The organism is Marinobacter algicola DG893 (assembly GCF_000170835.1).
In the GTDB taxonomy this organism is placed as follows: Bacteria; Pseudomonadota; Gammaproteobacteria; order Pseudomonadales; family Oleiphilaceae; genus Marinobacter; species Marinobacter algicola.
In genome coordinates this window covers 1-21,069 of the sequence record NZ_ABCP01000054.1, presented here as the reverse complement: position 1 = coordinate 21,069, position 21,069 = coordinate 1, and the positions used below count along the sequence as shown (strand labels likewise).

The window sequence follows — 21,069 nt, the reverse complement described above, 5'->3', positions numbered from 1 at the left end:
CTGGCGTGCTTCCAGCCTGGCTGTTCTGGTTGGTGCTGGGCCGGGATCTCCTGATCGTTTGTGGTGGGTTGGCGTTTCACTATGGTGTCGGTCGCTTTGAGATGCAGCCAAGCCTGCCCGGGAAACTCAACACCCTGATTCAGATTCTGGTCGCACTCGCGATCATCATTCTGCTGGCGGATTTACCGATGCAACCGTGGGTTATGGATGCTGGCATTCTGTTGGTGGCGGCTTCAGCCATTTTTAGTGGTGCGCACTACATCGGCGTATGGAGTCTGAGGGCATGGAGGACAAAAAGGCAGTGAGTGCGTCACAGCTGGTGTTAGGGGTCAAACTTCGGGACGATGCCCGTTTTGACAATTTTCATGGTGGCCGGAATGCCGATGCCGCGGCGAGGCTTAAGTCTGCCTGTGAACAGGCCGGTGCTGTGCCCGTCATCGCCGTCTGCGGCGACGCTGATACTGGCAAAAGCCACCTGTTGCAGGCGGCCTGTCATCTGGCGGAGCAGAACCAGCAGAGCTCGATTTGTGTCAGCATGGAGGAGTTGTTGCCCCTGGGGCCCGACTCGCTCTCAGGGCTTGAGGGTCAGTCCGTCATCTGCCTTAACCCGTCCTCTTCGCTGTCGCAGCCACCAGGCTGGAAGGTGGAATTCACGGGGCCAAAGCTTCGACAGTCATTAAGTGAACAGGTAAACTACCGCCTCTCTTTTTTATGGATACGAGACGTCACCCATGAGCATCAAATCCGACCACTGGATCCGCCGGATGTCCCGGGATCACGGCATGATCGAACCCTTCGAATACGATCAGGTCCGCGAAACCGAAAAAGGCCGCGTAATCTCCTACGGCACATCCAGCTACGGCTACGATGTCCGTTGCAGCAACGAATTCAAAATCTTCACCAACGTCCACTCCGCCACCGTGGACCCGAAGAACTTCGACGACAACAGCTTCGTCAACTACACCGGCGACGTCTGCATCATACCGCCCAACTCCTTCGCCCTGGCACGCACCGTGGAATACTTCCGTATCCCCCGCAGTGTGCTGACCATCTGCCTGGGCAAATCCACCTACGCGCGGTGTGGCATCATCGTCAACGTCACACCACTGGAACCTGAATGGGAAGGTCAGGTCACATTGGAATTTTCCAACACCACCAACCTGCCGGCCAAAATCTACGCCAACGAAGGCGTCGCCCAGATGCTTTTCTTCGAGTCCGATGAAATCTGCGACACCAGCTACAAAGACCGGGGCGGAAAGTACCTGGGGCAAACAGGCGTGACCCTGCCGCGAACATGAGTGGCAGTGCCGCAGGGGCGATTCCGGGAAGTGACATCGTCAGGAGAGAGCCACAGTGAACGCCAATCAGTTTCTGAAAGCGGTCTCACAACTGCAGGGCTGGCGGGAATTTACCTTCCTGATGGCCCTTGCCGAGCGCTCTTTCCCCAATTACGCTCTGTTTGCGGACGCCGTTGGGCTTAAAACCGGCGCGAAAATGCGCCAGTTGCTCGACCTTGGTTGGGAAATGCTGCAAAAGGACGTGTCAGAAGCGGCCATTCCCCAACTACTGGCGAAACTCGAATCACTGTCGCCAGACGTGAACGCCTATGACGCCTATGGTGTCTATCCCGCCTTTGACTTCTGCCAGTTGCTGGAGCAGGCATTGCTGAATCGGCTCAATCCGGGCAAGCACCGTGCAACCGACGCCTCCCAGATGGCCACCGCGACCGTCATGAACTTTGTTGAGCTTTCTGAAGGTGAAGATCTGGAAGAAGATGAGCTGGTCAGGCTATTGGACCAGCACCCGCTGATGAAAGAAGACAAGGTATTCCAGCGCGACCTGATCCTGGCCCTCAAACGCCAGCGCACGCCCACCAGCCAGTTTGTTGAACGCATCCACGGCGATGCCGCCAACGACGGTGTGAGCAACCTGGGCATCTCGCTGAGCGACTGACCGGCAGCGCTGCTGGCTCTGGCCTACACTTGGGTGACAATCCGTTCTAATCCGGTACAGAAAAGCATCATGAAACTCTCTTCCTTTGGTCGGAAATTTACCGCGGATGCGGGAATCACCTCCCTGATGGATGACCTTGGCAACGCCCTGGCGTCCGGCGACGACATGATCATGATGGGTGGGGGCAATCCCGGTCATATTCCCGAGATCCAGGCTCGGGTCCAGCAGATACTGGCCGACATGGCCCAAAGCGATGGTGATACGCGCAGGCTGGTTGGTATTTATGACCCGCCCCAGGGTGAGAAACAGTTCATTGCCTCTTTAGCGGAGCTTCTGAATCGTGAGTACGGCTGGGGATTGAAGCCGGAAAATATTGCCCTGACCAACGGCAGTCAGGCCGCGTTTTTCATGCTGTTCAATATGTTTGGTGGTGACTATGGCGATGGGGTGCACAAGCATGTCCTGTTGCCACTGGCGCCAGAGTACATAGGCTATGCCGATGCCGGTATTGAGCCCGGGTTATTCCACGCCGTGCAGCCGGATATCTCCTTTACCGACGCCCATGAGTTCAAATACCGGGTGGATTTCGATGCGGTTGAGGTAACGGCTGAAACCGGTGCCATTTGCGTTTCCCGGCCCACGAACCCCACCGGAAATGTGGTCACCGACGAAGAACTGGCCCGGCTGGAAGCCATGGCTCGCCAGCACGACATCCCGCTGATTGTGGATGGCGCCTACGGTACGCCATTTCCAAACCTGCTGTTTGTGGATGCGACACCCCACTGGAACGACCAGGTGATCCTGTGCCTGAGCCTGTCCAAGTTCGGCCTGCCTGCCGTGCGTACGGGCATCGTTATCGCGGCGGAGCCGGTGATCAAGGCTTTGTCGGGCATCAATGCCATCATGAACCTGGCCACCGGCAGCTTTGGCGCCATGCTGGCGGAGCCTCTGGTGCGCTCAGGAGAGATTCTGTCGCTCAGCCGGGACGTGGTCTGCCCGTTCTACAAGGCGAAAATGGAACGGGCGGTGGCGGTGTTCCGGGATGCCATGGGTGAGGACAGTTGTCGCTGGTATGTCCATAAACCCGAAGGCGCCATGTTCCTCTGGCTCTGGTTTCCTGGGCTGCCGATCAGCAGTCTGGAGCTGTATCAGCGGCTGAAAGTGCGGGGCGTGCTGGTGGTGTCGGGACACTACTTCTTTCCCGGTTTGCCGGAAGACGGCTGGAAGCACCGCCACGAATGCCTGCGAGTGACCTACTCACAGGACGATGAGCGCGTGGCGGAGGGGTTGCGAATCATCGCGGATGAGGTAAAAGCTGTCTGGGCGACGGCCAACCTGTAAACCACGGCTCTAGCGGCCCACCTTGGCGTCACTGATGGTCAGTTCGTACTCACTGCCGTCAGGTTCCACCTGGAGGAAGCGGATCAGCAGATAGTCACGCTCTGGCGCGAACCACATCAGAGACTCGCGTTTGCTGTCGCTGTCCCGAACTTTCTCGGCCTTGAGTGTGCGGATGTCTTCGCCATTGATGCGCACGGTTTCCTCGTCAACCACGGCGAATCTGTCGGTGTCGTAGTCGCCCTTGTCGATAACGCGGTATTCCATCTCGCGCTTGCCGGCCTTGATGTCCTGGCTCAACTGCAACTGGTAGCCCATGGGGTCCATGGCGCCTTCCTCCAGCGTCATCGAAAACTTATCGCCTTCGTGATGCCCGCTGACCACGTTATTTTCCCAGTCAAAATCGATCGCTTCCTCACGGTCCCGGATGAAGAGGCCGGAGAGCTTGTAGCGGTAACGCAGGGGCACCACCTGATTGTTTTCCCAGCGAAAGATCAGTGATTCGTCGATATCCGCGACAAAGGAATCCACGTCCGTTCGGAAGTGCCAGGTACCATCATCCCGTTGCTCCAGGATGCGGCGGGCATCGCCGTTGAGGGATATGCCTTTGTCCAGGGACGCGTTGTAGCTGAGTTTCATTGGCTGGAGGGCAACGTCCTCCTGACCATCCGCGGCGTGTGCGAGCGTGGCTCCAAGAAGCAGCGCCCCGGCCAATAGGGCGGGTAAGGCGGTGGGGCTGAGTTTCAGGGGCATGCGACTCCTCCGGTTGCAATGGCAGATGGGGCTTTGCCTGGTTACTGAACAGTCTAGCGCGCCTGGTTGCTCCCGGAGATGACGATAAGTTTACTCAGGTCGTGGCAGCTGTGTTCTCGTCCGGAAGCACCAGTGGTCGGTTCAGCGGCTGGCCGTCGAACACCACGTAGTCGGTGCCCAGTTGAATGCGCCCCTCACAGAACCAGCGCACGACGATCGGGTAAAGCACGTGTTCTTTCTCCTGGACTTTCTCGGCCAGGGATTCCGGGGTGTCGTCAGAAGAGATGCTCACTTCCGCCTGGGCAATCACCGGCCCGCCATCCAGTTCTTCGGTGACAAAATGAATGGAGACACCGTGGGTTGTTTCGCCGGCGTCCAGTGCACGTTGATGGGTTTTCAGCCCGGTATACTTGGGCAACAGGGAAGGGTGCACGTTCAGCATGGTGCCACGCAGTGCCCGCACGAAATCCGTGGTCAGGATGCGCATGAAGCCTGCCAGAACGATCAGGTCCGGGTTGTGGCGGCGGATTTGCGCCATGAGAGCGCCGTCGAACTCCTCGCGGGAACCGTAATGGGTATGATCCACGACAAAGGTGTCGATGTTGGCCTGGGCTGCTCTCTCCAGAGCGAAGGCACCAGGGCGGTTGCATCCTACCGCAACGATCTGGCCGGGAAAATCCCGCTCCCGGCTGGCGTCAATTAGAGCCTGGAGGTTGGTTCCGCTGCCAGAAGCCAGGACCAGGATACGTGGGGCGGTTACGGAATCTGCCTTCATGCCGACAACAGCCCCGGCGCATAACGCACCGACGCAGGGGTCGTGGCGTCGTCAGATGACTCGATGATGCCGATCTGCCAGACTTTTTCTCCCAGGGCGTTCAGCGTATCCAGGGCCAGTTCGCGCTGATTGGCCGGGATGCAGACAATCATGCCAACGCCGCAGTTGAATGTGCGGTACATTTCTTCGCTGGCAACGCCACCGGCATCCTTTAACCATTGGAACACCGGGGGCAACTGCCAACTGTCCGTATCGATGGCCGCTACCATGCCATCAGGCAGAACCCGGGGAATGTTCTCCGGAAGGCCGCCGCCGGTAATGTGGGAAAGCGCACGAACGTCCACTTCGCGGACGAGCTGAAGCAGGTTTTTCACATAAATGCGGGTGGGCGCCATCAGGGCATCCGCGAGGGTAACGTCGGCAACCTTCTGGTTCAGGTCAGCATTACTGACTTCCAGGATCTTGCGGATCAGGGAGTAACCATTGGAATGCGGGCCGGAAGAACCCAGGGCGAGCAGAACGTCGCCAGCCTGTACATGGCTGCCATCAATGATCTCGCTGCGCTCCGCCACACCCACACAGAAACCGGCCAGATCGTAGTCGTCCCCTTCGTACATGCCCGGCATTTCCGCCGTCTCGCCGCCCACCAGGGAACAGCCGGCCTGTTCGCAGCCAGCGCCGATGCCATCGACAACCTGGGCTGCCACGTCCACATTCAACTTGCCGGTAGCGTAGTAGTCCAGGAAGAACAGGGGTTCCGCTCCGCCTACCACCAGGTCGTTGACGCACATGGCCACAAGGTCAATGCCAATGGTGTCGTGCTTTTGGAGCTGCATGGCAAGTCGAAGCTTGGTACCGACGCCGTCGGTGCCTGATACCAGTACGGGCTCATTGTAGCCAGGAGGAATAGCCACCATGGCGCCAAAGCCACCGAGGCCGCCAAGGACTTCCGGGCGACGTGTGCGCGCCGCGGTGTTCTTGATGCGGTCAACGAGTTCGTTACCGGCATCGATATCAACGCCGGCATCACGATAGGTCAGGGAGGGCTTCTGTTCGCTCATGGTGTGCTTAACCGTTTGGACAGTGGGACAGGCGGCGGATTTTAACAGGTGCGGAACGGCGCTCCAAATGCAATTGCCCCGTTTGTCACCCTTAAGGCAGTGTGGCACCGCATTGACTTTCTGCAATCCCGGTTAGCTACTCACACCAAGGGGCTTGGTGTATCCTATGCGCCATTAAGACGAATCGCAGGGTGTTTCATGCCAGACTCAGGAAAAATCTCGATGCAGGCAGCGCGGATAATCCGTCAGTCACTCCGGTTGTTTGGCGTTCTTGCGCTGATGGCCGCACCAACAGCCGCTGTCACTGTCACGGGCCTTTACTCGGTTGAGGTGCCTGTCGCGGGTTCCCAGCCACAGGAGCTGGAGCAGGGCTATGCGGACGGGCTGAGCCGCGTGTTTGTGCGTGTTTCTGGCACCCGCGATGTGTTGCGTAGCGACGGTGTTGCGGAACTTCTGGCGAACGCCGAATCGCTGCTTCAATCCTACCAGTTCTTACGCTCGGATACGGGGAATCACAGGCTACGAATGAGTTTCGGCGCGGTCGGTGTCAACCGTGCGCTGGCCTCTGCGGATGCGCCGGTCTGGGGCGCGAATCGGCCGCTGACGCTGGCCTGGATCGCGGTCGAAGAAGGCGGGCGTCGCACTCTGGTCCATCAGGGAAGCGACAGCGCCGGGACGGGCGCCGATGAGCAATGGCGTCGTGTCTTTCAGGACGCGGCGGTCGACCGTGGTTTGCCGGTGGGTCTTCCCCCAGCAAGGTACCGGGACGACCGTGAACTGTTGTCGGACATATGGGGACAGTTCACATCCAGTGTCCGCAGATCGTCTGAGAATATGGAGCATGACCTGATGTCGCTGGTACGGGTCAGCCGTTCGGGATCACAGTGGCGTGCCGGGTGGGTATTCGACGGTATGGGGCTGGATAGCACCGAGCAATCGGTGACCGCCGAGACGCCGCAGGCTCTGGCCGCTGCCGTTGTCGGGCGCTGGGCGGAGATGTTCGCCGATCGCTATGCGGTTGCGGGCAGTGATGTCGGCGAGTCTCCGCAGGTGGACATCGTTGTGCACGGAGTCAGTAATCTCAATGACTACGCCCGAGTGAATGGGGTTCTCAAAAACCTGTCACCCGTGGTCGACGCGGGTGCGACCAGAGCGAGAAAGGACCAACTGACTCTCAGGGTTGCGTTTTCAGGGGAGATGGAGCAGCTGAAGCAATACATTGCCCTGGACCCGCGGCTGGTTCCGCTGTCAGACGCCGAGATTTCCCGCATGCCCACCGGTGATGAGAATCAACCCGGTGGGCAGACGCAGGCGCAACCGGTGCAGCAGGCCCCACAAGGCGGCATTGCACTGGCGGAGCAGAGCACGGAAAGTGCTGCGGCCTCTGCGAACCCGCTGTTCGTTTACCAGCCTTTACTGGCGAGCGAAGAAGAGTCAGAACAGGCGTTCGAGTCACTCTATCAGGTGCTTCATTATCGCTGGCAGCCTGCCTCCATCGTCGAGTCGGAAGACGGGGAATAATATCGCGGTGTTCGGTATTCGGGGAGTCGTGTCATGACGCACCGCTGGCGCTGGATTCCAAATGCGCTGACGTTTCTGCGCATTTTGCTGATTGCTCCTTTTGCCGCGGCCCTGATGGCCAAGGAATATCGGTTTGCCCTGGTGATATTTTTTCTGGCATCCGCAACGGATGCCTTTGACGGGTTCCTGGCTCGTCATTACAACTGGCGAACCCGGCTTGGCGCCATTGCCGACCCGTTGGCGGACAAAGCATTGTTGATCACCGCGTATCTGATGCTGGTTCTGACTGGCGTGCTTCCAGCCTGGCTGTTCTGGTTGGTGCTGGGCCGGGATCTCCTGATCGTTTGTGGTGGGTTGGCGTTTCACTATGGTGTCGGTCGCTTTGAGATGCAGCCAAGCCTGCCCGGGAAACTCAACACCCTGATTCAGATTCTGGTCGCACTCGCGATCATCATTCTGCTGGCGGATTTACCGATGCAACCGTGGGTTATGGATGCTGGCATTCTGTTGGTGGCGGCTTCAGCCATTTTTAGTGGTGCGCACTACATCGGCGTATGGAGTCTGAGGGCATGGAGGACAAAAAGGCAGTGAGTGCGTCACAGCTGGTGTTAGGGGTCAAACTTCGGGACGATGCCCGTTTTGACAATTTTCATGGTGGCCGGAATGCCGATGCCGCGGCGAGGCTTAAGTCTGCCTGTGAACAGGCCGGTGCTGTGCCCGTCATCGCCGTCTGCGGCGACGCTGATACTGGCAAAAGCCACCTGTTGCAGGCGGCCTGTCATCTGGCGGAGCAGAACCAGCAGAGCTCGATTTGTGTCAGCATGGAGGAGTTGTTGCCCCTGGGGCCCGACTCGCTCTCAGGGCTTGAGGGTCAGTCCGTCATCTGCCTTGACGACCTGGATCTCATTGCGGGCCAGGAAAACTGGGAAGAGGCCATCTTCCATCTGTACAATCGGGTGAATGACCATGGTCATCTGATGGTCGTCAGCCTGTCAGAGCTGCCAGCATCGCTGCCGTTCGGGTTGCAGGATCTGGTGTCCCGGTTGAGCCATGGTCTGACCATTCAGTTGGGTATTCATCGCGACGATGATCGCCTGAGGATACTGATGGCGAGGGCGGAACAGCGTGGCCTTGTCCTCAGTGACGATGTGGCTGTGTTCATACTCAGGCGAGCACCCCGGAAACTGGCTGATCTACTGGCGATTCTGGATCGCCTGGATGAAAACTCATTACGCGCCCAGCGGCGGCTGACGATCCCTTTCGTCAAGTCGGTGTTGGGCTGGTAGGGCGTTATATTCGCAGGGAAACTGTCAGAGGAAGCAGCATGAGACGAGTAGTGTTTAACCAGAAAGGTGGCGTCGGCAAGTCCAGTATCACCTGTAACCTGGCCGCGATCAGCGCCGCCCGGGGCAAACGAACACTGGTTGTCGATCTTGATCCCCAGGGTAATTCCACCCACTACCTGCTGGGTAAGCCTGCGGGCGAGCTCAAGGATACCATCGCCGACTACCTTGAGCAGACGGTGGCGTTTACCGTGTTCAACCGGCGCGCTGACGAATTTGTCCACGCCTCTCCCTTCGACAACCTGTTTGTTATGCCCTCCAGTCCGGAACTGGATTTTCTGGAGCGCAAGCTGGAAGCCAAGCACAAGATTTATAAGCTGAGGGAAGCGCTGAAGAAACTTGGAGAGTCGTTTGACGAAATATACATAGATACGGCGCCGGCACTCAATTTCTACACCCGATCGGCACTGATTGCAGCGCAGCGCTGCCTGATCCCTTTCGATTGCGATGATTTTTCCCGTCAGGCCCTCTACAGCATCCTTCACGAAATCCAGGAGTTGCAGGAAGATCACAACGAAGACCTCGTGGTTGAAGGCATTGTCGCGAACCAGTTTCAGCCTCGTGCCAGCCTGCCAAAGAAGCTGGTGCGCGAGCTGATGGATGAGGGCCTGCCGGTATTGCCGGTGAGGTTGTCCAGTTCGGTGAAGATGAAGGAGTCGCACCAGAGCCGGCAACCATTGATTCATATGGCGCCAAAACATCCGCTGACACGGCAGTATGAAGACCTCTATCGAGTGCTTCACGGCGAAACCGTTGAACTGGAACCCCTGGCAGATTGAGAGTGAGCGTAACTATGGCGAATTCGTCCGACCATACCACCCGTGTCGCGGACAGCCTGCTTCAGATAGAGATTGAGTTGCGTCGAATCGATGCATGGGAGAGTGAGCCGCCATCGCCAGAGGCGCTGCAGAGCGCCCAGCCATTTGCCGTGGACACCCTGGAGTTTACCCAGTGGCTGCAGTTCGTCTTTGTCAGTCGCATGAAAGCGTTGATTGAGGGTGGTCACCCCCTGCCTCAGGTGTCAGGTATGGCGCCAATGGCGGAAGAGCACTTCCGGGGCAGGGAGGAGTCCGGGGCCGGCCTGATTAGCGAGCTGGAAGAAATGGACCGCCTGCTGTCCGGTCAGCCCTGAGCGTTTAATCAGCCCCCCCCCAGCGTGTAAACTGGGCCTCCGGCCAAATCAGTCGTGGGTATCCAGGCGCATGGACAGGTCCACCGCCCGGACATCCTTGGTCAATGCACCGATAGAAATATAGTCAACACCGGTCTCGGCAATGGGTGCCAGCGTCTCGCTGTTGATGCCGCCGGACGCTTCCAGCTTTGCGGCGCCAGCCGTGTGGATAACCGCCTGACGCATGTCCGCCAGTGAGAACTCATCCAGCATAATGATATCCGCGCCTGCGGCCAGGGCCTGATCCAGTTCATCCAGGTTTTCGGTTTCCACTTCCACCGGTCGGCCAGGGGCAATGCGGCGGGCCTCGCTGACTGCATTGGCAATAGAGCCACAGGCGGCAATGTGGTTTTCCTTGATCAGGAACGCATCCCACAGGCCGATGCGATGGTTATGGCAGCCACCACAGGTAACCGCGTATTTCTGCGCCAGCCGCAGGCCCGGCAGGGTCTTGCGGGTATCCAGTAGTTGGACACCAGTATGGGCGACACGGCGGGCATGGCCGGCACACGTGGTGGCAACGCCGGACAGCAACTGCAGCCAGTTCAGGGCTGAGCGCTCGGCGGTGAGCAGGCTGCGGGCTGGGCCTTCCATGGAAAACAGCGATTGGCCAGGGCTTGCCTCGTCTCCATCCCGTACTTGCCAGTTCAGGGTGACCCCTGGGTCTACCTGCCTGAACACCTCCTCGACCCATGCGCGCCCGGCAATGGTTGCGGCATCACGAGTAATGACATGCCCACGACTGATGCGCGCCTGTGGAATCAGCATGGCGGTAATGTCGCCATCTCCAATGTCTTCACGCAGGCTTTGTGCAACGGTTTCGATGCGGGACTGACGAAGCAGTTCGGCTGGGATCATGGCAGAGTTTCCGGTCGTTCAGTGGCGGTTGTGGCGGCACATCGGGTGTGCGGATGTGATTCTATAGGCCTCAGCCGGATTCGCCAAACGTGGGAGGGTGTGGGTGCTAAACTGTGACAACCATCACTTAATCACAAAAGGTGACAAATTCTGACACAAGGTGACGTGGGTAAAGCCTAAGATGTGCAATAACACATTTCTCCAGCTACCACCCGGAGCAGCCGAATGGCGCAGGATAACAAGGTTGTAAGTCTCAAAGGCCAGAAGCTTCCTGACAGGTTTTCCCTGCCGGGCTCTCTGGTACGCCTGCGTGACGTATCGGGTCAGTCTCTGAAATCTGTACTGTCCGGTTTTTTTGACAAGGCCGATGACGCGCTTTTTGAGCTGGCTGACAAAGCCGGAACCAATCAGGATCAGACCGCCTACTTTGACGCCATGCGTGAGTTGAGGCTGCGTCGCAAGAACATGACTGTGTCGGTACTGCAGTACGTCAGCCGCGCTTTTAATGACATTGGTTCGTTCAAGCCGGGCGGTGGCAGTGGCACCCTGGATGAAGTGGACCAGGATTCGCTGGCGTTGCTGGATCATTCCGATCTGGAGCAGCAGGTCGCCATCGACAACCTGATCAACAAACTGCGCAACCAGCATTCGGAGGTTATACGCCTGTTGAATGTGCGGGTTACTCACTTGCTGCCCTCAATGCGTCTGGAGGATAGCCAGATGCCCTTGAGCCCGGAGGTGATTTGCGGAGGGGTTGCGGAAGCCTGTTCCGACCTGGATATCGATATCCGTGCCAAGCTGGTGGTGCTTAAACTGTTCGACCGCTTGTTGGTGGGTGTGCTGGGCGACTTTTACAAGGATGCCAATAAAACACTGATCGCCGAAGGGGTGTTGCCGGATATGCGTCGTCCGCCAGTCGGTGGTCAGGGCGCACCCGGCACATCTACCCGGACCACCGGGACACTGTCAGCACGTTCGGAATCGGATGCGTCGGGGCCGCTCACTGCGCCGTCTGACGATGTGCGGGCAACGTTTTCTGAATTAAGTGCCCTGTTGCACCAGGGGCAGAGTTCGACGGATTACGGCACAGAAAACAGTGGTGTGCCCAGTGCTGGCGCGCTCGATACCCGCACATTGATGGCGCGGCTTCACGAAATCCAGTCCCAGTCTGTCCAATGGAGACAGGGTGAGATTGTGCCCCTGTCAGAGCAACTACAACAGGTGTTCCGGTCGGAAACCGGGAAGAAACACGACGTTGGCCAAGTGGATAGCGACGTTATCAATCTCGTGTCGATGTTGTTTGATTTTATCCTGGAGGATCGTCAGCTCCACCCGGTGATGAAGGCCGTGATCGGGCGGCTTCAGATTCCCGTGCTCAAGGTGGCGCTGAGCGACAATAACTTCTTTAATCGCGGCGGGCATCCGGTGCGGAAGCTGCTGAATGAGCTGGCTATGTCCGCTATCGGTTGGACTGAGAAAAAGACCGGCCAGCGTGATCCACTGCGAGACAAGATCGAGTCGGTGGTTGATCGCGTGCTTAATGAATTCACCGACAACGTCGATATTTTCAGCGAGCTGCTCAGCGATTTCGGCCATTTCATGGATCTGGATCGGCGTCGCAGGGAGCTTGTCGAGCAGCGCCTGCGTGATGCTGAGGAAGGTAGGGCCAAGCAGGATAGGGCGTCCAAGGCATCTGAGAACCTGCTGAACGAACAGATTACCGGTCGGGATCTGTCTCCTCCGGTCGTCACACTGTTGAATGAGGCGTGGGCAAAGTATCTACAGTGGATCGTGCTGCGTGAGGGTGAAGACAGTGAGCGCTGGGAGAAAGCGTGCAATCTCACCCGGCAACTCATCTGGAGTGTTGACCCCAAACCCATCGACGACAACACCCGCAGCGAACTGTTGAGATCGATTCCGGGCATCGTGGACGGTTTGAGAGGCGCTCTGCAGGAAATTTCGTGGGACCCGTTTGCAACCGACGCCGCCATAAGAGACCTCGAGCTGGCCCATGTGGACGTTTTCCAGCGCCTTGTCACCACGGCACGTCCTGCTGTTGCGCCAGTACCTGAACCCCAGGCTGAGCCCAAAACGGTCGTGGCAGAACCGTCTGTGGTTTCCAGGAGCGTACCGGATGCAGCGCCCAAAGCTCCGGAAAAAGTGAAGCTGCCTGGTGAAGATGTCGTGTCAGGCGCTTCCGAACCCTCGGGCGCCACCACGTCTGCGTCAGAGAGCCCAGCGGCAAGCCCTGAAGAGCCAGTGGCAGAGGCATCGGTAGAGACCTCCGGGGCAAGCGTCGAGCTTCAGTGGCTGGAGCGGGCTGATGGCCTTCGTGTCGGTTCCTGGGTTGAACTGACTCGTGATGGCAATAAAACCCGCTGCAAGCTGGCCGCGTTTATCAAGGCGACGGGTAAGTACATCTTCGTTAATCGCAGTGGCGCCAAGGTAGCGGAATATCAGCGTGAAAACCTGGCACTGGCACTCGCTGCGGATGAGATCTCCATGTTGGACGACGGCCTGATATTCGACCGGGCGCTGGAATCCATCATCGATAACCTTCGCAGTAGCCGCAAGGACTGATCGTATAGCAAGACCGGAGACTTTGTGCTTCAATCAGGAGCATCAAAGCAACAATGACGAACGTATCGAGTTTCCGGTCCGTTCGCCACCGGCCTGTTGGAACCACATTGTCTGAAACCATCCCTTCTCGCAACACCATCGACCTTTCGCCGCCGGCTGTCGCCGGATTACGGGCGACCGGTCGGGTAGTTGGCGCCCGTTGGTGTCCGTCTCCAAATTTTGGCAAACGCCCCGAAAGTGCGGCGATATCCCTGTTGGTTGTTCATAACATCAGCCTTCCTCCCGGGCAGTTCGGAGGCGATGCCATCGAACGGTTTTTCTGCAACCAACTGTCCCCCTCAGAGCATCCCTATTTCGAGACGATCGCCGAAATGAAGGTTTCGTCACACCTGCTGATCCGCCGGAATGGCGAATGCCTTCAGTTCGTCAGCCTGTTGGACCGCGCCTGGCATGCGGGCCGGTCCTGCTTTCAGGGCCAGGAAGAGTGCAATGATTATTCAATTGGCATTGAGCTGGAGGGAGCAGATGACATTCCATACACCGCAGCTCAGTATGAGGTGCTTGCTGAATTGTCGGTGTTGATCATGAAGTCCTGGCCAGCCATCACGCCAGAGAGGATCACCGGGCACAGTGATATCGCACCCGGTCGCAAAACCGATCCCGGCCCGGCTTTTGACTGGCCCCGATACCGGCAACTGCTTGGTACAGGGCATGGCAACGGAGCGGAGAACTGATGGTATTGGTGGTTTTCCTGCTCGCCTACCTGCTGAGACGCAAGCTGGATGCGGCGAACGCCTGGTGTGCTGAGCCGTTGTGGCGTTCTGCGTTTAACCGCGTCGGCGCTGGAAGGTCTGGTAACGAGGCGAGCCTTTGGAAGGGGTTGGTTATTATTCTTGTGCCCTCGCTGATGCTGGCTGCCGGGGAGTACTATCTGCACACCGTTGGCTGGCGCATGGCTGCGTATCCATTGGAGTTCCTGCTGATGGTGTTGTTGATGGGCGCGCCGGGCTGGCGGGCGCGCCTGGAGGTTTACAGTCAATCCTGGGCCCGGGGCGATATGCAGTCCGCCTTGCATCACGTCATGGATAGTCTGCCGGCTGAAGAGCGGGGCGCAGCAACGTCGCCCGACGAGATGCATCTGGCATTGTCACGTACGTTGATGGTTAACGTTTTCGAGCGCTTTTTTCTGGTCGCTTTCTGGTATGCCGTTGGCGGAATTGCGGCAGCCTTCTTTGTAAGGGGCATTATTGCGTTGAGGGATCACTGGCCGCAGGTGGCAGCGAGGCCAGGGTTCGCCCGGCTGGCGGAGATACTCAATTGGCTTCCCTCACGACTACTGTCCTTTACGTTCGGAGTCGCCGGTGACCTCGCTGGCTGGATGAAGGAAGGAAAACGGAGGCTGTTTGATTTTAGCCTCAGAACCAACCAGCTACTGATGGGCGCCGCCAGCGCGGCGCTGACGGGCTATGCGCTGGACCCGGAAAGATTCTCAAAGATTCATCCAGATGAGTGGGCAGACTTTGGTGGCCGTAGCCTGGAAGCCATCCGGGATTTGTTGAACCGAAGCATGCTGGTCTGGATCTGCATCCTTGCGCTGCTGGTTATTGCCGGTGTGCGCTGATCACAACATTTTGACAAAAATTACATTTTTACGCCGAAAAACTCTCAAGTTTGTAGTAATTTAGTCGACAATATAAACAAATAGAATAAAGTTCCATCCTTTCGATGCTTTCTGTGGGGGTACACGTGAACCAGCTTATCAAGCCTGCAGTAGCGCTGATGAATCGGCTGCCGATGTTCTACAAGTTCAGCCTGATCAGTGTGTTGTTCCTGCTTCCCATTATTGCTCTTTCCTGGTTGGTCATCAGTGAACTCAACCGGTCGGTTGATACCATGACCCGGGGCGTCGAGGGGTTGGAGCAGCTCGAAAAGGTGGATTCGCTGCTGGCAGAATCCATGGCGTACCGGGATTTTCGCGCCCCCGGCAAGATCAAGGATGACAATGAGCTACTTTCAAAATCCGCAGAATCGTCGGAAACGATTGACAGGATTCTCGAGGAGCTTGTCAGCGCAGAGGCTCGTTTTGATGTTTCCGGTAACTGGTCTCAGCAGGTAATGACGCTGGTGGAAGAGTGGCAAACGCTCAAATCGACTGACAGTTATCAGGGCAATATTGATCCCCAGTTCAAGTATTATCAGGAGTTTGTCCAGAAAGTGCGGGCGCTCTTGTCCGCGACCATTGAAATTTCCGGCCTGGGGCAGGATGCATCCCGGGAAAATCTGCTGCTTCTGGGGCTCTTGCGTGAGTCGTTGCCGGATGCCCGCAGCATTATTGGCCGGGCCAGAACATTTGGGACCTTTGCCCTCATCGATGGGCAGGTAGGCTACAACCTCAGTGATGGCCTCAACGAAATCTATGACGAACTGACCAATCGCGCATCGCTACTCGGGCCTGCATTGACCGTATCGATGGATGCATCGCCGACTCTGGAGAAAACGAGCGGTGATGCCGTGGAAGGCATTCTCGAGAGTCTGGTGGTTGTGCGTGACGAGCTGGATACCAATATCATTACGCCGATGCGCCTCGAGTTACCCTGGCGGGATTTTAACCGCACCATTGAGAACCAGCTTGCCCATTACGATGCGCTCAAGGCCGGAATTTTCGACGTCGTCGGCGCGAACCTGAACTCACGCCTGGAGGGCGAGCTGAGGCAACGGCAGTTGATTATTGCTGCTCTGGTGATTGTTCTGTTGGTGGTGGTTTACCTCTATGTTGGCTTCTTCATGTCCGTACGCACCGCGATTAACCGCTTCAGCACGGCGGCAAGATCCGTGGCTGACGGCGATATGACGACCCACATTCAGTTGGATAATCGTGATGAGCTGGGTGAACTGACCACCGAGTTCAACAACATGACGGACCGGATGGCGGAGTTGATCCGCTCAGTGACCAGTACGACTGCAGACGTGGACCAGCAGGCCACGCGTGTCAACGATACCGCGGCTGCGAACAGCGAGGCGGTTGCGCGGCAGATGGAGGAGTCCGGCCAGATCAACGAAGCCATGAACCAGATGGTGGAAGCGGTCAATGAGGTCACGGAGAGTGCCCATCGCGTATCCGACAGTGCTGGCGCGGCCGAAGAGGATACCGAGAGAGGTCGTGGCGTGGTTGCGGATACCGTTGCCACCATCAACCGTCTTGCCACCGAAATTTCCGGCGCGGTTGAAGTCATCAACCGCGTAAACGCCGATAGCGATAACATCAGTCAGGTTCTGGTCGAAATCAAAGCCATTGCGGAGCAGACCAACCTCCTGGCATTGAATGCGGCCATCGAAGCTGCACGCGCGGGCGAACAGGGGCGTGGCTTTGCGGTGGTGGCAGACGAAGTACGTTCGCTGTCACAGCGTACCCACAAATCGACTGAAGAAATCGAGGGCATGATCACCCGGTTGCAAAGCGGCGTTAAGGAAGCCGTTGCGGCCATGACCAATAGTCATGACGTGACTGAAACCACGGTCAAGAAGTCGGCGGAAGTAACGGAGGCGCTGGATCGGATTGCCCAGGGTATTTCGACCATCGTTGACATGAGCCACCAGATCGCACAGGCGGCGGAGGAGCAGTCTGCCGTGGCGAAGAACGTTAATACCAACGTTGAGCAGATCAGTGTCCTGGGTGAGAAAACGGCAGATAACGCCGAGGAAACCCTGGCGTCGTCACGGGAAATGTCACAACTGACTGCATCCCTGCAGCGTCTCGTGGAGGCATTCAGGGTCTGACATTCGGGGTCTGAAGGGTGTGCTCCTGACACCTACGGCAATAGCTGTTTAATACGATTTGTCAGCATCTGGTTTGCCGGAACGTCAACGCCCAGCGCATGCCCGCGTCTGGCGATATACCCGTTGATGAAGTCAATCTCGGTGGGGCGGCCGCGCCGCCTGTCGCTGCGCATGGATGAGGTATTCCGCGCCGTTTTTCGGGCAACCGTTTCAATGCGTTCGCGAATCGTGATTGAGGGCAGGTCTTTCCCGATATCCCTCTTCATCACCGTTGAGATTTCGTCGCACAGCTCATCGATGTGTTCCTGGTAGAACGGGTCCGCGAGGATGTCACCGTTCGGGCAGTCGAGAATTGCCGTAAAGGCATTGATGCCCGCGTTGATGATCAGTTTGTCCCACAGCCGGCTTTGAATGTCTTTCTCCGCGTGAACCGTTAACCCACTGGTGCCAAGCGCCGTTACGACCCGCGTCAGATGCGTCGTCGCACTCTTTGTTAATGGGCCAACCCAGGTTTCGCCTTTGCCGGCGTGAACGGTACAGCCTGGTGCTGGGCGGTTTGCCCCTTCGGTGGTGCTGGCGGCCAGGATCGGTCGTTGTGGCCAACGTTCGGCGACCGCTTGCTGGCAGCCCATGCCGTTCTGGAACAGGACGATAGGGGTATCCGGAACAATGTCATGGAGGTTGGATTCAATGGCATCCAGCGTATCGCCCGCCTTCGTGGTGACCATCAGCAGTGACGGGCTGGCGAGCAGGTAGGGAACTGTAACGACAGCCTCTGGGCCTTCGAGTGGCTGAAACGTGTATGTCAGTGCCGGCTTGCCTGTTTCTGGGGTATGCCCCTGACGAGGGGCAAACGTTACCGTCCCGGCGGCGAGGTAGCCCGCCCAGAGTTGGCCCATGGAGCCTGCTCCGAGAATGGCGATGGTGCCATTCCCGGATAGCCCCTGATTCCTCCCTGGCGCTGCCACGGTTTACATGGCCTCGATGGCGGCCCGCTGCTCGCTGAGCCGACTCATGCTGCCCTGGGCATCGCTGAGCTTTTCCTTCTCTTTTTCCACCACCTCGGCAGGCGCCTTGGCGGTGAATTTTTCATTGCCAAGCTTTCCTTCCAGCCGGCCGACTTCTTTTTGCAGTCGCTCCAGCTCCTTGTCCAGTCGTTTGAGCTCGGCATCCTTGTCGATCAGGCCGGCCATGGGCACCAGCACTTCCATTTCGCCAACCAATTGTGTGGCCGACATGGGGGCTTCGCCTTCGGTGAACCACTCCAGGCTGTCCAGGCGCGCCAGCGATGACAGGAACTGCCGGTTTTCGTCCAAACGGCGTTTGTCGTCTGGGCTTTTACCACGCAGAAGTACCGGGATGGCTTTTGCCGGGGAGATGTTCATCTCGCCACGGATATTCCGAACGGCGACAATCACGCCTTTTAGCCACTCAATGTCGGCGGCAACCGCTGAATCCTGCTTGCTGGCGTCTGGCTGGGGGAAGGGCTGAAGCATAATGCTGTCACCGGTTTTGCCCGCCAGGGGCGCGATGCGCTGCCAGATTTCCTCGGTAATAAACGGCATGATCGGGTGCGCCAGGCGCAGAACCGCCTCCAGCACACGGACCAGGGTGCGGCGGGTGCCACGTTTGGCCTCTGCACTGGCGTTGTCGTCGTTCAGTGCCGGCTTGGAGAGTTCCAGGTACCAGTCGCAGTATTCGTTCCAGATGAATTCATACAGGGCGTAGGCGGCCAGATCGAACCGGTACTGGTCAAGATGGCGGATCACGTCCTGCTCGCAGGTTTGTAGCTCGCTGATGATCCAGCGGTCCGCCAGCGACAGTTCCACGGCCTCACCGTTGACGCCGCAATCCTCGCCCTCAGTGTTCATCAGCACGTAGCGGGCCGCGTTCCACAGCTTGTTACAGAAGTTGCGATAGCCTTCGAGGCGCTTCATGTCCCAGTTGATGTCGCGGCCGGTGGTTGCCATGGCGGAGAGGGTGAAGCGCAGGGCATCTGTGCCATGAGCGGTAATGCCTTCCGGGAACTCCTTCTGGGTACGCTTGCCGATCTTTTCGGCGAGTTTGGGCTGCATGAGGTTGCCCGTGCGTTTCTCCAGCAGGTCATCAAGCCCTATGCCGTCAATCATGTCCAGCGGGTCGATAACATTGCCTTTGGACTTGGACATCTTGTCGCCATGCTCGTCGCGGATCAGACCGGTCACGTACACGGTCTTGAAAGGCACCTGAGGCGTGCCATCCTCATTTTTCATGAAGTGCATGGTCATCATGATCATCCGGGCTACCCAGAAGAAAATGATGTCAAAACCGGTCACCAGAACGTTGGTGGGGTGGAATGTTTTCAGCCGCTCGGTGATTTCCGGCCAGCCCAGGGTGCCGAAGGTCCACAGTGCGGAACTGAACCAGGTGTCGAGCACGTCGTCGTCCTGATTCAGTTGCAGGTCGGCAGCAAGGTTGTGTTTCTGGCGCACTTCCTCTTCGCTGCGGCCAACATAGATGTTGCCCTCAGCGTCGTACCAGGCAGGAATACGGTGGCCCCACCACAGCTGGCGAGAGATGCACCAATCCTGGATATCCCGCATCCAGGCGAAGTACATGTTTTCGTATTGCTTGGGCACGAACTGGATGCGACCGTCTTCCACCGCTTCGATAGCCGGCTTGGCCAGGGTTTTGGCGTCGGCGAACCATTGGTCGGTGAGCATGGGCTCAATGATCAGCCCGGAGCGATCGCCCCTTGGCACACTCAGCACGTGGTCTTCCACTTCCTGTACCAGGCCCTCGGCGTCCATGTCGGCCACGATCTGCTTACGGGCCTGTTCGCGGGTAAGGCCGGCGTACGCAGCCGGCAGGCTGCCGTCCACATCGGTGTTTTCAGTGCCATCGGCGTTGACCACTTCGGCCGTATCTCGGATGCAGGCATCCTGGGTCATGACGTTAATCATCACCAGGTTGTTGCGCTTGCCCACGGCGTAGTCGTTAAAGTCGTGGGCAGGGGTGATCTTGACGCAACCGCTGCCTTTCTCGGGGTCGGCATGGCTGTCTGCGAGGATGGGAATGCGTCGGCCTACCAGCGGGAGGTCAACGAATTTGCCAATCAGGTGCTGGTAGCGCTCATCGTCCGGGTGCACGGCAACGGCTGTATCGCCAAGCATGGTTTCCGGGCGAGTAGTCGCCACTACCAGATAGCTCTTACCGTCCTGGGTCTTTTCGCCGTCAGCCAGCGGGTAGCGAAGGTGCCAGAAGAAGCCTTTCTCTTCCTTGTTCTCGACCTCGAGGTCGGAAATGGCGGTGTGCAGCTTCGGATCCCAGTTGACCAGGCGCTTGCCACGGTAGACCAGGCCTTCGTCGTACAGGCGGATAAACACTTCCTGAACGGCTTTGTAGAAGCCGTCGTCCATGGTGAAGCGTTCGTGGTCCCAGTCCACTGAGTTACCCAGGCGTCGGATCTGGCCGGTGATGGTGCCACCGGACTGTGTCTTCCAGTCCCAGATGCGCTTGATGAATTCTTCCCGGCCGAGGTCATGACGGGTTTTGTCTTCTTCCGCCGCGAGCTTGCGTTCAACCACCATCTGGGTGGCGATACCGGCGTGGTCGGTGCCTACCTGCCAAAGGGCGTTGCGGCCCTGCATGCGTTTGAAGCGGGTGAGCGTGTCCATGATGGTGTGCTGGAACGCATGGCCCATGTGGAGGCTGCCGGTGACATTGGGTGGCGGGATGGCGATGCTGAAGGATTCGCCTTCGCCCCCCTCCGCCTTTTCTGAACGGGGGCGGAAGTACCCTTTGGATTCCCAGTTTTCGTACCACTGGCGCTCGATGTTTTCTGGCTGGTAGGTTTTTTCCATGGGTTTCTGCTGGTGACCGTTTGGTTGATTCACAAGGGAAAATTGAGACGCTCGATTATACATGCTCCTTGGGTTCTCGGCGAACCATGGGGAGGGG

General features: G+C 58.0%; 19 protein-coding genes and 1 pseudogene. 13 read left to right on the top strand and 7 right to left on the bottom strand.

Features of this window, described 5'->3' with window-relative positions; genetic code table 11:
• A pseudogene (locus tag MDG893_RS18825) lies at positions 1 to 305 on the top strand (CDP-alcohol phosphatidyltransferase family protein); the annotation flags it as partial.
• Positions 306 to 322: 17 nt separating this feature from the next.
• On the opposite strand, the gene MDG893_RS21010 reads toward MDG893_RS18825, so the two are convergent.
• Positions 323 to 496 carry a hypothetical protein gene (locus tag MDG893_RS21010; RefSeq protein WP_007155427.1) on the bottom strand — a complete coding sequence of 58 codons (174 nt, stop codon included), beginning with the start codon at positions 494 to 496 and terminating at the stop codon, positions 323 to 325.
• Between the two features lie 235 nt (positions 497 to 731).
• On the opposite strand from MDG893_RS21010, the gene dcd reads away from it, so the two are divergent.
• From dcd to MDG893_RS18810, 3 genes are all read left to right on the top strand, one after another.
• Complete coding sequence (dcd, locus tag MDG893_RS18820) at positions 732 to 1,298, top strand: dCTP deaminase (protein ID WP_007155426.1); 567 nt, start codon at positions 732 to 734, stop codon at positions 1,296 to 1,298.
• A 55-nt stretch (positions 1,299 to 1,353) separates the two neighbouring features.
• Positions 1,354 to 1,953 (top strand): YjaG family protein, encoded by a 600-nt coding sequence (locus tag MDG893_RS18815; protein ID WP_007155425.1) that lies wholly within the window; start codon positions 1,354 to 1,356, stop codon positions 1,951 to 1,953.
• A 69-nt stretch (positions 1,954 to 2,022) separates the two neighbouring features.
• Positions 2,023 to 3,294, top strand: a complete 1,272-nt coding sequence (locus tag MDG893_RS18810) for a valine--pyruvate transaminase (RefSeq protein ID WP_007155424.1) — start codon at positions 2,023 to 2,025, stop codon at positions 3,292 to 3,294.
• Between the two features lie 9 nt (positions 3,295 to 3,303).
• Here the strand turns inward: MDG893_RS18810 and MDG893_RS18805 are convergent, their stop codons facing one another.
• From MDG893_RS18805 to purM, 3 genes are all read right to left on the bottom strand, one after another.
• Positions 3,304 to 4,044 (bottom strand): DUF3108 domain-containing protein, encoded by a 741-nt coding sequence (locus tag MDG893_RS18805; RefSeq protein WP_007155423.1) that lies wholly within the window; start codon positions 4,042 to 4,044, stop codon positions 3,304 to 3,306.
• A 94-nt stretch (positions 4,045 to 4,138) separates the two neighbouring features.
• Positions 4,139 to 4,819, bottom strand: coding sequence for a phosphoribosylglycinamide formyltransferase (gene purN / locus MDG893_RS18800; RefSeq protein ID WP_007155422.1), 681 nt, complete (start codon positions 4,817 to 4,819; stop codon positions 4,139 to 4,141).
• A complete protein-coding gene (purM, locus tag MDG893_RS18795; protein ID WP_007155421.1) occupies positions 4,816 to 5,880 on the bottom strand; it encodes a phosphoribosylformylglycinamidine cyclo-ligase in 1,065 nt (354 codons plus the stop codon). The genes purN and purM overlap by 4 nt, the downstream gene beginning before the upstream one ends.
• Positions 5,881 to 6,078: 198 nt before the next feature.
• Between purM and MDG893_RS18790 the strand changes: the two genes are divergently transcribed.
• From MDG893_RS18790 to MDG893_RS18770, 5 genes are read left to right on the top strand one after another with little or no spacing between them, the layout of a single operon-like run.
• Positions 6,079 to 7,401, top strand: a complete 1,323-nt coding sequence (locus MDG893_RS18790; RefSeq protein ID WP_050776531.1) for a DUF2066 domain-containing protein — start codon at positions 6,079 to 6,081, stop codon at positions 7,399 to 7,401.
• Positions 7,402 to 7,434: 33 nt separating this feature from the next.
• A complete protein-coding gene (locus tag MDG893_RS18785; protein WP_007155419.1) occupies positions 7,435 to 7,992 on the top strand; it encodes a CDP-alcohol phosphatidyltransferase family protein in 558 nt (185 codons plus the stop codon).
• Positions 7,971 to 8,687 (top strand): DnaA regulatory inactivator Hda, encoded by a 717-nt coding sequence (gene hda / locus MDG893_RS18780; protein WP_007155418.1) that lies wholly within the window; start codon positions 7,971 to 7,973, stop codon positions 8,685 to 8,687. Before MDG893_RS18785 ends, hda begins: the two co-directional genes overlap by 22 nt.
• A 38-nt stretch (positions 8,688 to 8,725) precedes the next feature.
• Complete coding sequence (locus tag MDG893_RS18775) at positions 8,726 to 9,523, top strand: ParA family protein (protein ID WP_040474789.1); 798 nt, start codon at positions 8,726 to 8,728, stop codon at positions 9,521 to 9,523.
• 14 nt (positions 9,524 to 9,537) lie between these two features.
• Positions 9,538 to 9,876: a YqcC family protein gene (locus MDG893_RS18770; RefSeq protein WP_007155416.1), complete on the top strand. Its 339-nt coding sequence runs from the start codon at positions 9,538 to 9,540 to the stop codon at positions 9,874 to 9,876.
• A 48-nt stretch (positions 9,877 to 9,924) separates the two neighbouring features.
• Here the strand turns inward: MDG893_RS18770 and nadC are convergent, their stop codons facing one another.
• A complete protein-coding gene (nadC, locus tag MDG893_RS18765; protein WP_007155415.1) occupies positions 9,925 to 10,773 on the bottom strand; it encodes a carboxylating nicotinate-nucleotide diphosphorylase in 849 nt (282 codons plus the stop codon).
• A 225-nt stretch (positions 10,774 to 10,998) separates the two neighbouring features.
• Here nadC and MDG893_RS18760 point away from each other — a divergent pair, with 225 nt between their 5' ends.
• From MDG893_RS18760 to MDG893_RS18745, 4 genes are all read left to right on the top strand, one after another.
• On the top strand, positions 10,999 to 13,353 hold the full coding sequence (locus MDG893_RS18760) for a DUF1631 domain-containing protein (RefSeq protein ID WP_007155414.1): 2,355 nt from the start codon (positions 10,999 to 11,001) through the stop codon (positions 13,351 to 13,353).
• Between the two features lie 53 nt (positions 13,354 to 13,406).
• Positions 13,407 to 14,087 carry a 1,6-anhydro-N-acetylmuramyl-L-alanine amidase AmpD gene (gene ampD / locus MDG893_RS18755; RefSeq protein WP_007155413.1) on the top strand — a complete coding sequence of 227 codons (681 nt, stop codon included), beginning with the start codon at positions 13,407 to 13,409 and terminating at the stop codon, positions 14,085 to 14,087.
• Positions 14,087 to 14,974 (top strand): CobD/CbiB family protein, encoded by an 888-nt coding sequence (locus MDG893_RS18750; protein WP_007155412.1) that lies wholly within the window; start codon positions 14,087 to 14,089, stop codon positions 14,972 to 14,974. Before ampD ends, MDG893_RS18750 begins: the two co-directional genes overlap by 1 nt.
• Positions 14,975 to 15,099: 125 nt before the next feature.
• A complete protein-coding gene (locus MDG893_RS18745) occupies positions 15,100 to 17,130 on the top strand; it encodes a methyl-accepting chemotaxis protein (protein ID WP_040474790.1) in 2,031 nt (676 codons plus the stop codon).
• A gap of 32 nt (positions 17,131 to 17,162) precedes the next feature.
• On the opposite strand, the gene MDG893_RS18740 is transcribed toward MDG893_RS18745, so the two are convergent.
• Entirely contained in the window at positions 17,163 to 18,098 is a 936-nt protein-coding gene (locus MDG893_RS18740; RefSeq protein ID WP_244264457.1) for a ketopantoate reductase family protein, read from the bottom strand.
• Between the two features lie 3 nt (positions 18,099 to 18,101).
• Positions 18,102 to 20,972, bottom strand: a complete 2,871-nt coding sequence (locus MDG893_RS18735) for a valine--tRNA ligase (RefSeq protein WP_007155409.1) — start codon at positions 20,970 to 20,972, stop codon at positions 18,102 to 18,104.
• Positions 20,973 to 21,069: the final 97 nt, after the last annotated feature.